The sequence below is a fragment of the Catonella sp. genome, from assembly GCF_052169795.1.
GTDB lineage: Bacteria > Bacillota > Clostridia > Lachnospirales > Lachnospiraceae > Catonella.
The window spans coordinates 1-13,099 of record NZ_JBQNBU010000057.1; the positions used below are offsets into that span (position 1 = coordinate 1).

The 13,099-nt window shown below is 33.9% G+C and carries 12 protein-coding genes; all 12 read right to left on the bottom strand.

The window, feature by feature from the left end; genetic code table 11:
- Nucleotides 1-203: 203 nt before the first annotated feature.
- A complete protein-coding gene (locus ACTTKP_RS08685; RefSeq protein ID WP_442553506.1) occupies nucleotides 204-1,703 on the bottom strand; it encodes a DUF4127 family protein in 1,500 nt (499 codons plus the stop codon).
- Nucleotides 1,704-1,715: 12 nt separating this feature from the next.
- The gene (locus ACTTKP_RS08690) at nucleotides 1,716-2,663 is read right to left on the bottom strand and encodes a GNAT family N-acetyltransferase (protein ID WP_442553508.1); all 948 of its coding nucleotides are present in this window, start codon (nucleotides 2,661-2,663) and stop codon (nucleotides 1,716-1,718) included.
- Between the two features lie 4 nt (nucleotides 2,664-2,667).
- Entirely contained in the window at nucleotides 2,668-3,513 is an 846-nt protein-coding gene (locus ACTTKP_RS08695; protein ID WP_442553509.1) for a carbohydrate ABC transporter permease, read from the bottom strand.
- Nucleotides 3,506-4,402: a carbohydrate ABC transporter permease gene (locus tag ACTTKP_RS08700; RefSeq protein ID WP_442553510.1), complete on the bottom strand. Its 897-nt coding sequence runs from the start codon at nucleotides 4,400-4,402 to the stop codon at nucleotides 3,506-3,508. The genes ACTTKP_RS08695 and ACTTKP_RS08700 overlap by 8 nt, the downstream gene beginning before the upstream one ends.
- A gap of 141 nt (nucleotides 4,403-4,543) precedes the next feature.
- Entirely contained in the window at nucleotides 4,544-5,890 is a 1,347-nt protein-coding gene (locus tag ACTTKP_RS08705) for an ABC transporter substrate-binding protein (RefSeq protein ID WP_442553511.1), read from the bottom strand.
- Between the two features lie 198 nt (nucleotides 5,891-6,088).
- Entirely contained in the window at nucleotides 6,089-6,919 is an 831-nt protein-coding gene (locus ACTTKP_RS08710; RefSeq protein WP_442553512.1) for a MurR/RpiR family transcriptional regulator, read from the bottom strand.
- Between the two features lie 13 nt (nucleotides 6,920-6,932).
- Complete coding sequence (locus tag ACTTKP_RS08715; RefSeq protein ID WP_442553513.1) at nucleotides 6,933-7,922, bottom strand: SGNH/GDSL hydrolase family protein; 990 nt, start codon at nucleotides 7,920-7,922, stop codon at nucleotides 6,933-6,935.
- 9 nt (nucleotides 7,923-7,931) lie between these two features.
- Complete coding sequence (locus tag ACTTKP_RS08720) at nucleotides 7,932-8,840, bottom strand: ABC transporter permease (protein WP_442553514.1); 909 nt, start codon at nucleotides 8,838-8,840, stop codon at nucleotides 7,932-7,934.
- On the bottom strand, nucleotides 8,841-9,683 hold the full coding sequence (locus ACTTKP_RS08725) for an ABC transporter permease (protein WP_442553515.1): 843 nt from the start codon (nucleotides 9,681-9,683) through the stop codon (nucleotides 8,841-8,843).
- On the bottom strand, nucleotides 9,673-10,287 hold the full coding sequence (locus ACTTKP_RS08730; protein WP_442553516.1) for an ATP-binding cassette domain-containing protein: 615 nt from the start codon (nucleotides 10,285-10,287) through the stop codon (nucleotides 9,673-9,675). Before ACTTKP_RS08730 ends, ACTTKP_RS08725 begins: the two co-directional genes overlap by 11 nt.
- A 176-nt stretch (nucleotides 10,288-10,463) precedes the next feature.
- On the bottom strand, nucleotides 10,464-11,777 hold the full coding sequence (locus tag ACTTKP_RS08735; RefSeq protein WP_442553517.1) for a hypothetical protein: 1,314 nt from the start codon (nucleotides 11,775-11,777) through the stop codon (nucleotides 10,464-10,466).
- Between the two features lie 77 nt (nucleotides 11,778-11,854).
- Nucleotides 11,855-13,012: a radical SAM family heme chaperone HemW gene (gene hemW, locus ACTTKP_RS08740; RefSeq protein ID WP_442553518.1), complete on the bottom strand. Its 1,158-nt coding sequence runs from the start codon at nucleotides 13,010-13,012 to the stop codon at nucleotides 11,855-11,857.
- Nucleotides 13,013-13,099: the final 87 nt, after the last annotated feature.

Here is a 13,099-nt window from a genome sequence, read left to right on the forward strand (position 1 = left end):
AAAGCAAACTGCAATAAGTGTCTTAATTGATGTTTTCTTCATCTTTCCCTCCTGTTAAATTATAATTATGCAGATATCAAAAGAATAATTATTACAAGCTAAAAATATGTACTTTTGATACCTACATTTAAGTATAAAGCCTTGAGAAAAAATATTCAATGATATCTATGCCAAAAAAATGCAATAAATATGCACTTTTTTGGTTATTTTATATATTTTACATCTATATCCACCTCAAACATCCTCCGCCAGGGCATTATTAATTTTAATATTTTGAGATTATTACTTATTGATGATAATTCATTTTTTATAAATTCTTCAAGCTCAGCTTTAACTAATTCGCTTATTTTTCCTTCTTTATCTCTCACATCAAAATAATTCATTCCATATTCCGGAAGCCTCTCTACAACCTTTTGTCTTATCATAGAGCAAAATCCTAAGTCCTCTATATATCTGAGTCCTAAAAAATTCTGATGTCTTTCAGTTGTTCCAAAATGATAAGCGTCTACAGCTTCAGCAATAGCAGTACCTACTGTATTTGCAGAAGTATTCCATCCTGCATAGCCATCTACCTCCATCAGCAGATTATTTGCATTTAAAAATCTCACTATCTGCAGGTCCCCACCATTAGCATATGCATTGTCAGCTATAGTTACAATTTTACCTTCTGACAGTCTGTCTTTTATAAAATCAAACATTTCAGCTATATTCCGCTCAGCATAGTACTCAGGATACTTAGAAGGCTGGTTGATGGCTTCTTCCATATTACCTGCAGGTGCTGTGACAGCCATTATAATATCTGCCATTTCATAAGCTTCGGTAAGCTGGCAGCCTGCTGAAAGCACATGATACTTTAGCGTGCCTGAAAGCATATTTCCTTCATAAAGCGGAATTATACTTTTTGCTGCTTCTGTAGCGTATTTTAAATATATTTTAGGTTTTCTTCCCTTAAGAGTATTTATCATTCTGGAAATAAGAGTTAGCTCTACCTCATCTGCTCCCGGATACATAAGCACCTTATCCTCAAGACAATTCTTGATTATAGCCTTTCTTATATCTCTCTGGTCAATAGCCGCATAACCATATTTACAGGAATCATCCTGCGGTACAACGAGTGCATCTACAATATTTTCTTTTACCAGTTCAAGCGAAGCAAGATTAAGAGCCTTATTAACTTTACGCCTTGAAATATAGTCATTTAAATATTTTTCAGGAACTTTCTCTATAATTTCATCCAGAGGTAAAGTATTCTCCATCCCTAAGTGACTTTTATGCATGGCTGCACCAATTTCGTGAATTTCTCTTCCATATTCTTCATAGTAATCAGGTTCCTCATCACTGCTTGAATAACTTGGACACCTCATTATTATATTAAATGCATAAATAATAAGCTTAGGATTTGCTTTTCTTATATCCTTTAGTATATGAAGCCTTTCTTTTAACTTATCTTCCGTCTCATTATGTATTCTTGAAGGTACAAGTCCCCCATAAAGCAGGGTATCTAAAGATATAACAAGACCTGTGGCGTCCTTACATTCTTTTGTTAAAAAGCTATCTATCTCTTTAAGACCTGCAGGTATTTTTTTATCTCCTAACTTTTCAGGCAGAACTATGTCTATATCATCATGTAAAAAAAGCTTCTGTGGAAAAAGATAATTACAAGGTCTTTCATCTAAAGGTAATAAGACTATCTTTGTCTTCATATTACCCTCCTTCTATACTAATTGTTTGTAAGCAGCTCTGTATGTTCTCATTATCTCAAAGCCGAATTGTCCATAGAATTTAACCAGAATAGTCCAGTCTATATTTACCCTGTTAACTCCATTTTCTGCTGCCTGTAATAATGCTTCACGAAGCAAAAAGTTACCAAGTTGCCTGCCCCTTACATCTTCAGCTATTCCTATAGGGCCAAGACCACCATAACCTGTTTTTTTGCCATATTCATCTTTATAAGAGGTAAGTATGCAGAAACCAATAACCTTTTTCTCTTTTTTATTCCATAAAAGCACAATTTCAGAAGGCTCTTTGTGAGATTTGACGGCAGTATCTGCCTCATAAGCCCATCTGCCCGGAAATTCTTTGTTTAGAAAAGCCATAAGCTTGTCATAATCATTATCATATGTTTTCACTTCAAATTCGCCTGTAAAAGGAGAAACATCAAAGTTATCAATCTTATCATTATCTGTAACAAAGGCTTCCAGATCATAATGGCTTCCATCATTTATAACAAAGCCAAGTTTTGAAAAAAATCCCAGGTTTTCCTCGTTTGGATCAGGAATTCCAGAGAAAAAGTTATGAAATTCCTGACCAATACTCACCGATTTGACGCCTTGCTTCTTTAATTTTTCAATTACTTTTGTAACTAAAAGCTTACCATAACCTTTACACCTTTCAGCTTTAGAAACAGCAATAATGCTTATCCATGCTGTATCAGGATAAAGAGCATTTGATGAAAGCTTGGTACCTATAAATCCAATAAGCTTATTTGTATCTGCATTTCTTAATACAAAACATGCATTATCAAATCTGTCACTATCCTTTAAGAGTTTTTCAGCTAAATTAACCTTTGTTACATTGTATTCAGGCAGAAATGATTCTTCTGATAATTCTGCCATATCTTCTAAGTCACTCTCTGACATAATCTTAATTTCAATATTTTCCATAATATCAACCTTTCACAGCACCACTTACAGCTTCTATATAATTTTTCTGACAGAGCATAAAAACTATTAATACAGGGATTATAGATAATATAGTACCTGCCGCTACATAGCCAAATTTATAACTAAATGAGCCATTCAGATACTGCAAAGCTGTTGCAAGAGGATATTTCTCAGGGCTCTTAAATATGATAATCGGCCATAAGAAAGCATTCCAATTACCTATAAAGTCAAATATTACTACTGTAGATATACTCGGAATAATTCCCGGCAGCATAACCTTAAGCCAGGTAAGGAACTGTCCCGCCCCATCTATTTTAGCTGCATCTATAAGTTCTTTAGGTACACCGAGGTATGCCTGTCTCAAAAGGATAATGCTAAAAGTTTTGACCGATGAAGGTAGTATTACACCCATAACATTATCTAAGAGATGCATTTTGGATATTGTAAGGTAATTGATTATCATACCTGCGGCAGCCGGGATTATCATAGTTGCAACAAGAACTCCAAATATAAAATTCTTTCCCTTAAAATTCATGGTTGCAAGGGGATAAGCACACATTGCAGAAAATACTACATCAATCACAATAGCACCGACAGTAATAACTACCGTGTTCCATACATACTTATGTAACTGCATAAATTCCATTACACCTGTATAGTTTACAAGCGAAAAACTGCTTAGAGAAAAATTCAGATCATAAATATTTGCACCTGTCCTAAGAGATGACAGAAGCAGCCAGATAAAAGGTCCTGCACATACAATGGCTATTACAGTCAGAAGAATGTATGAAATTGTATTTGAAATGATTACTTTAGTTTTAATTTTTTTCTTAAATTTTACATTACTCATTGTTTGTCATACCTCCTCTCTTACCATAAACAAAAACTACTATACTTACTATACTTGTAATAACTGCCTGTACTGCTCCTACTGCAGCCGCATAACCAAAACGGAACTCTCCAAAGGCTTTAGTATATGAGTAATAATTTATTACCATTGTCGCATTATCAGGTCCACCCTTAGACAATACAAATACCACATCAAATACACCTATGGCTGAAATTACTGAATTTAAGGTACAGAGCCATATAAAAGGCTTAAGTTGAGGTATAATTATACTTGTAATAACTCTGAGTGTACCTGCACCGTCTATTCTGGCAGCTTCACCAAGTTCTGAAGGTATGCCCTGAAGTCCTGCAAGATACATCATCATATAATATCCAAGTCCCTGCCAAAGTGTGATAAACATAAGACAGAGCATGGCTGTTTTCTTATCATTGATAAATCCAAGAGGCTGTGTTATTAATCCTAAGTCACTTAGCAGAGTGTTGATAACTCCGCTTGAGTTAAATATAAATCCCCAGATTATGGAAACAGCAACCATAGAGGTAATAACCGGTATATAAAAAAGGGTACGGTAAATTCCAATTCCCCTTAATTTTCTATTTGCTAAAAGAGATAAAAGTATCGAAAGAATCTGTATAACGGGAACAACAGCAACAAAAATAATGGAATTTTTAATTGCAATTATAAATTCCCTATCATTAAACGCCTTGATAAAATTGCCTAAACCAACGAATTTGGTCTTACCTAAAACCGAATAGTCAAAAAACATGAGTCCGAGACTTGCAAATATAGGAATAATTGTAAAAAGTAAAATAATTATAAGTGCCGGAGCCATAAATGCATAAGCCACAGCAGTTTCTTTAGCCTTCCTTGCCTTACTGCTTTTTACCATATTACCTCCAAAATGGGGCTGTCGCACAAGGAAAAAGAAATGCAGGATATTGTGATTAACTAACAATAAATTTAACATATTTTGCAGTCTTTTCCTTTAATACGACAGCCTAATAGAATAAGTTTAAATCATACCAAAATCTTACTTGTTTTCAGCTAAAATCTTATTTACATCTTCTTCTGCCTGCTTAAGTGCACCCGCAATATCATCACCATTTATGATAGAAGCTTCATAAGCTTTATTGATCGCTGTCTGAATAGTTCCCTGATTAGCTATGCCAAGTGAGAAGTCCTGCGAAGTAAGACTTGCCTTAGCAGACATTGCACTTGCCTGTCCTTCAAGTGTAGCTGTATCAGAAGTAAAGAAGCTGTCTTCACTTGCCTTCTTGGTTGAAGGGAAAATAGAAACTGTCTTACAAAATGCGAGCTGATTTGCATCATTTGTTATATAATTAGCAAAAGCAATAGCTGCTTCCTGATTCTTGCTTGCAGTAGGAACTACAAGGTTCATAAGAGGATTACGGCTAAGTCCTGTGCTTCCGGTAAGAGGTGTGCTTACTGCTATGGTCTTGTAGATATCAGGAGCCTCATCCTTAATTCTTCCCAGTGAAGAACCGGAAGAACTTACTATAGCAAGCTTACCTGATTCAAAAAGCTTAAGCGCCTCATCCCAGGAGCCCCAGTTTGTTTTTGGAAGTACTCCCTTATCTGTATAAGTTTTATATTTTGTAAGTAAGTCTACAGCTGCCTGAGTATTGAAAGCTGCCTCTGTGCCGTCTTCATTTAAGATAGGTATATTTTCTTCAATTAAGAGATTGAAGAATTCATCAGGTTGGAAAAGATAAGCTTTGGTGTCATTATAGAACTTCTCAGCTTTCTCAAGAGCCTGGTCAAAAGTAGCAGGAGCTTCTATTCCGCCCTTTTTCATAAGATCCTGATTGTAGAACATAATGTCAGGTGAAGCATACCAAGGGAAAGCATATACAGAATCGCCTACCTTGGCTGAATTCCAAAGGCTCTCAATGTAGATGCTCTTCTGCTCTTCTGTAGCAGCTTTATTTAAGTCAACAAGTGCATCCTGTCCTACAAGAGTAAGTGCCATCTGTGTGTTAAAGTTAACTACATCAGGAGCAGTACCTCCTGCAACAGCAGTTACAAGCTTTGATTGTACATCATCATAAGGTACATCCACCCAATTTATAGTTACATTTGGATTGGCTGTCTGGTAGTCTGCTATCAGCTTATTGAAGAACTCTTCAAAATTAGCCTTAAGAGAAATAGTCCAGAACTCTACAGTTACGGGCTCTGCTGCAGCCTGCTTTGCAGAACCTGTAGTAGCAGAAGCACTCTTAGTACTTGATGTTGTTGCAGCTGCACTTGACTTAGATGCACTTCCTGAATTTGTCTTAGCTGCATTTCCACCGCAAGCTGTGAAAGTAGTGACAGCAACAGCAGCACAGGCTAACAAACTTAATAATCTTTTTTTCATTTCCCTTCCTCCTTAAAATTGTGATCAGGTCTTAACCTTTAATCTGATAATAACATCATTGTTTAAAATCTACAATAAAAACAGGCAATTCTGAAAGTAGATTTTTTATTAGTAGATTTTATACTAATTTTTGCTAAATACTTTCACAATTACCTATAGTATTACCAATGTTTAGCTGTAAAGTTTACAAATGTTAAATTAGCTTTTGCCCTCTTTTTCTTTTTTTATTGCCTTAAAATAATCATTGTTTGCCAGACAATAGAAGTAGATTATATCCATTATCATAAGTATTACTATCTGTTTGGAAATAATGTTTTCCATGCCCTTCTTATAGCTTAGTTTAATTGTTTCATCACAAAATTCCACATATCCGCAGGCTTCGTTTGCAGTTATAAGAACTGTATCAATTCCTTTTAATCTGGCTCTTTTTATAGATGCTTCCAGATTTTTGTCTTCCCCCTGCAGGTCGAATACAAGTACCACACTATCTTCACCTATTACAGTCATGGCAGGCTCTAAAAGTTCTGTTTTAGTTACTGTATTCATATCTATACCCAGTTTAAGGTACTTTAACTTAAACTTTTCAAATATAGCATTTTCAGGCTCAGTGCTAATGAAAATAACCCTTTTACCACTATTTAAAAGAGCTGCAATCTTTCTTATCTGGTTATCTTTTATCAAAGAAAAGTTTTCTTCTACTAGCGTAGTATAGCCTGTCCTCAGCTTATTTATCAGCTGGCCCGCTTTTTTCTCATCTGTCCCACTATTTTTCTCATTTTCTATGTCTTTTTCATAAGAAAAAATAAATTCTCTATAACCCTTATAACCACATTTTTTAGCAAATCTGTGAAGTGAAGCCTCAGACACATATAAAAGCCCTGATATACACTTGGATGAAAAATCTCTTATAGATTTATTCTTGATAAAAAACTCACCTATACTTCTTTCAAGCTGAGTCATATCTTCAAAATTCTTCTCAATATTTTGCTTTGTTTCATTCTGATAATATTCAAAAAAATAGTTATTCATTTTTTCTCCCACATCATTGAATGTTTTCAAGTATTACCTTTGCCAGGCTGTCAGCAACTCTTTCATTTACTGCTATACTCGGATGCCCTGCCGCACCAATGCCCTCGCTTGCTTTTTGTTGTTCCAGTTCGACAAAGAGTAAATTTTCATCTCCACTTTGTTCTTTATACTCTTTAACCACATCTCTTATAACCGGAAGTAATTCTGTGTCCATTACTCCGTAAGCTATAAATATCTTAGGCATAGTATAGAGCTTTCTTAGATTTATTATAAATTTTGTATATTCATTTTTAAATAACTTTATTCGTTCCTCCCTGCCTCTTATATAGCTGTTATCGTTTGTCCCAAGATTAATAACTATATAATCAGGTTCAGGAAAAGTATCACCTTCAAAAGGGAAAAAATTCTGTATTATTCCGTCTTTATTCGGCACATCAATCTCAGGCGGTATCCATCCTGAAATAATTCCATGACCGCTTCTTGCAAACACAAATACCTCAGAGCCTGTTTTCCTTGCTGTAAATATGGCTGAGGAACCAAGTATGTTTTCTTCAAAAGTGGTGAAATCACCCTCTCCGTCTATCCCATTAACACCATAGCCGGCTGTAATGGAATCTCCTATGAACAAAAGGCTTTTATCCATGGTTTCTGCCTTCTTTACGCTTACCTCATCTTCAAAATACAGATTACTAAGCCAAACATTCCCATACTGTTCCTCTGTAAGCTTTACCACTTCTATTTTATGAAGCTTTCCATCATTTTTCAGAAGCTTAATATCCTTTAACTCTTTAGTTACAGCTACCTTGGTTACATTTAAAATATCATCATCTACAACTATACCCACATACGGACAGCTATCCTTATCTGTCTCATTTTTAGGCGTAATGGTAAGCGTTATACTGCCCTTGCAGTAAAAAGAAATCCCTGTGTACGAGTCCCTAAGCAATAATTTATCTTCTTTTTCATTAGTCCTTCCGAGTAATTTAACCTTTTCAGAAAACATATTTTCTCCTTAAAAATAAAAATTTATAAACATCCCTAAAGCTAAAAATATTATCATAACGCTTCTTGCTACAAAAATGAGTGCTTCTTCTGACTTTGTGGCTTTCTCCAAAATCAGATTAATGGTTAAATTCATATAAAACAGCAGAATTGCAATTACAAATACCTTTACATCAGTCTTAAATAAAATAAAAGGTAATATTACAAATGTACATTTAAGACTTGCTATAAAAATTTCATTTAATACTACAGCTATTTCTTTAACTCCAGACAATTTAAGCCTTGCAAGTATTCCTTTATTTCTTATTCTGTTAAACTTTACAACCTGATTTATACTTATATTGATACTTACCAACAGCAGAAAAAATAAGGCTATATAAGATGAAAAATTAATATCCGAACTTATTCCGTCCGCTATTTCCCTGTTGTTTACCGAAATAAACAAAATTTCATTTGCAAGCTTTGTCTTAGCTAAACTTTTCTCATAATCATCAAAACTTATATTTTTCTCAAGCCTGATTCTATCATAAAGATTCAGATAAATATAATCACTTACAAGCTTGGTCGCAATCCTGTCATTTAAAAGGCTTACTCCCTGCTTAAAGCTGGTTTTCTTTACCTCAATAAGTCCGTTAAATTCTCCTTTAACAAAATTCTCCTCAAAGCCTTTTTTAATAATATATTTAATATCAGCCTCTTTATCTGTAATTTCCACTCCATTAAATTCACCTATACTTTCCACTGTTTTATACGAAAGTTTACTTCCATCCTCATCTACAATATTTACCTTAAAGCTTGTCGGAGTCTCTAAACTTTTCCCAAAAATATTAAGTGCAAAGGAAAAGGTAAATGAAACTATAATAAGTATAAATACCCATTTGTTAATCAATTCATTTTTAAGTTTAATCCCAGTATACACCTAATCACCTATCCCTATAGTCTTTGCTATGTTTATGAATATAATCAGAACCATCATATTTGCAAGCAATATTTTAGCTATAACGGTCAGGTATATTTCCACATTTGAAATACCTGATAATATAAGCCTTTGACGCATATTTTTATTTAGGATTTCACTATTTGCCAGACCTCCTATAGTTATTCCGATTAAAAATATGGCTGCAAGCAAATAATACCCTGTTTCAATATCTTTCTTATCAAATCCCAACACCCTATCTTCTCCGGTAAATATACTGTTTCTGGCTAAAGTAAGCTTTATATAGGCAGATTGAAGCTCATTAAATTTTTTCATTCTTTCATCTTCCGTCATTCCTCTTTCATACATTACATCCATATAAGCCAGTCCGGCATTTTGTGAGACATTGATTATATCTGTAAAGCCTTTTATATAGCTGATTATCAGCCTTGTAAAGTCATTGTTTTCATTTTTTGTATATATATTAATTTCAGCCCTCTTACCTTCATACAAGGTGTTTATTGTTCCCTTTTTGATATAAACTAAAAGCAAAGCTTCTCCGGCGTCTACCTGTCTCTTTCCTTCATCATAGTCGATTGTTACAAAGTTAACAATTTCAGCAACCTTGTTGTTTAATATTGAATTAATGGTAAGATTGGCAAGCATACTATTTTCTTCATTTGCAATAAGAACTTTGGGCTTTGCCATATCAGTTTTTTTCCACCAAATTACACATAATGCAATTATTAAAGCCATTAGAATAAGCAAAAACAAAGCTGATTTAAGCTTAATCAAGGCAAGCTTTGTCTGAATTAAAGATAATTTAATTATATTTTTAATTTTCATAGCTAAGCTCCAATTGCCCCCCGGTGAGCCTTCCTGACAGATTACATACTTCTTTCATAAATTCATCCTGATGAGAGGTAATTATCATTATCCTATCAGCCTTAATATTATTTATAAGTTCAATCACCTTATTTACTGTATTTTCATCAATTCCTACTATAACTTCATCAAGCAAAATTAGCTTTGGATTATTTGCAAGCCCGACAAGGAAATTTACCAGTCTTTTTTGTCCCCCTGAAAGCTTGTTTACTTTTTTCTTACATAGCCCTGCAAATCCCAACTCTTTAGCATAGTTTTCAAGTCTGATAAAATTATCTTTAGCATTATTCCCGTTACAAAAAGCCTTAAGATTATCCTTAACACTCAGGCTTTCAAATAATACTATATCCTGTGGTACATAGCCTATAGTTAAATCTTGGTCAAACTCTATTTCGCCCTCATAATCCTTATCAAGTCCTGTGATTATTCTAAGAAGAGTAGTCTTTCCACTTCCATTACTACCTCTTAGGGCAAGTGTATCTCCCTCTTTTAGAGAAAGATTAAGCCCATTTAAAATTTTCTTGTTGCCTATGGTTTTAGATAATTTCTCTATCTTAAACTCCATTCTTTCTCCCATCTGCCTAAGATTAAAGCACCTTGCATATTGCAAAGTGCTTTAACTTTTATACTATGATGTGGGTGTCAAAAGATAATAAATTCTCTTGCAAGCAAGCTTGCATCGAATTTTTATACTTTTGACACTTGTATCATACTATAGTTCAATTCATAAACAAATTATTATTAGTTACCACCCATTCCAGTCATAGCTGAAGCCTGCTTAAGTCCTGCTTCAAGCATAGCTGCGTCCTCACTGGCAAGACTTTCTTTGGCTGTCTTAATAAGGTCAGCTTCCATATTCTTGTAAGCATCGCCTGTTAAGATTTCATTAGCCTTACCAAGTAATGTAAACATAATGCTATTACTGTCAAAATTTTCTGTCAGACTGTCAGAATTAGAAGCATCAGCAAAGGTAAAGCCATCTTCACTATATTTTTCCATCGTTACAGCAAACTTTATATCAATACCCTGAACATTCATATTGCCATCAACCTTAACAATCTCGTCACCCTTAAATGTAAAGGTATATTTTATAGCCATATCTCCAAGCTGTTCAATGGCCTTGTTAAATTCTTCACTGGAATACGCATCAGCCATAGTATTTAGACTTGTTTCCCATTTATCTGTAAGCTGTTTCTTGCCCTCTTCTGCTTGTTTCTTAAAGTCTTCTTCTGAAAGTCCTGTAAGCTTATAATCTCCATTTTTAATCATAGTGTCAATTATTTTGTCAAACTTTCTGATAATAAAATTCTTTAAGTCTTCGTCTTTAGCTCCTATTTTACAAAATTCCTGAGAAAACTTAATGGAATCTGCATACTTAAGATTAAGCACTACTTTATCCGAGCCTTCTGCAACAAGCTTATCCTTAAAGGTATTTTTAATCAGTTCAAAATACTTAGAACTTGGTAACTTATTAATAAACTCATCTTTTTCATAAAGAATGTCGATATATTCTTTAAGCTTTATACCACTTATATCAAAACCTGTCTCTTCCTTAATCCGCTCTTTTAAATCCATATAAAGAGGTTTCTCAAGTAAAGCCTTTGAATATACCGTTGTTTCCCAAGGTCTGGCAGTAACCCCTGCATCTGCAAGTTCTTTATTATCATAAAGTACTGATACACTTGCACCTACAGCTAAAGGTTCTGTCTTAGTATTGGCTATTACAGAATACTTTAAGCCTATTTTAGGCAATATCTTTGATACAAAATCCATAAGCTGCTCATTACTTGATTTACATGAACCAGCAGGAATCTGTTCGAAAAGTTTTTTTACCTCTGCATTTTCTTTATCCATAGAAAACGATACATCTACTACAGCTCTCTGCTCCCTGTTTTCATACACTTTCATGTACCCTAGCATAAGTCTTGTAAACGGGTCTTTCTTTAACATAGAACTTGCAAATATTGCACCTCCTATAACAAGTGCACCGATAATAGCTAAGACTATAACTAAGGTACTCTTTGCAATACCTCTGTTATCCTTTCTTAAATTCATATCTTACCTCCCTTTTCTAGTTACCCTTTTAGGCATTTTCATTTACACAGCTATCTTAACACAATTCTATATCAACTTCAATCCAGTAAAAAGTCACTAATTACATAATTACTGATATCAAGTCCTCTTTCGGATAGTCTCAAAAACTCACCATTATCAAGCAGTAGCTTGTTTTTTATATGTTTTTCTATCATTTTCCCAAATATTTTTTCTACACTAAAAGTGAAATTATTTTTAAATTCACTTTTACTTACCCCTATGGTTTTTCTAAGTCCAAGAAACATAAATTCAGACATGGCATCATTTAAGTTTAACTTAATAATTTCTTCTCTAATATCCTCTATTCCTGCTTTTTTAATATATTCTTTAAGATTAGCCATGTTTTTATATCTTTCGTTTCCAAAAAATGATGAAGCCCCTACTCCAAAACCAAGATAAGGCACTCTGTCCCAGTATGAGGTATTATGTCTTGAATAAAATCCTTCCTTGGCATAATTGGATATTTCATACCTCTCATACCCTGCTTTACTAAATTTTTCAGATGTAAGCACATACATCTCCCTGTCTTCATCTTCGGAAGGTAATTCACTAAACAGAGGTGCATTTTCAGAATACTTTTTAAAAAATGGAGTACCCTCCTCAATTATAAGACTATAACTTGAAATATGCTCAGGATCAAGCCTTATAATCTCATTTAACGATTTTTCATAGGTTTTTATTTTCTGATTAGGAATTGCACTCATAAGGTCGATATTTACATTCTTAAAGCCCGACTTTCTGACCATTTCATAGCTTTCTAAAAAATCCTCATAAGTATGAATCCTGCCAAGAAGTTTAAGTTCATCATTATCTGTTGACTGAAGTCCAAGACTAATACGATTGATACCTGCTTCGTTGTATATACTGAGTTTTTCTATATCCACAGTCTTAGGATTGCATTCAATGGTGATTTCAGGGTAAAAATCATCTTTATAAAGCTGAAAATATGACCTGATTACATCCAAAACTTCCTTTATATAATCAGCTTTAATTATAGAAGGGGTGCCGCCACCAAAGTAAATTGTATATACCTGATAATCAGCACTAACCTTTTTTGATACTTCTTTTATCTCCCTTTTAAGTGCTTCTATGTAACTCTTCTTCTCATCTTCACCTGAGGCTAAAGAATAAAAATCACAATAATTACACTTCTTTGCACAAAAGGGGATGTGAACATATATTCCTAGTCTTTTCAAATTTTCACCTATATAAATTCAATATTATATCTGCCTCTTAAACTTCTTCTCCACATCAGCCTTACTCATAAATATCATAGTAGGTCT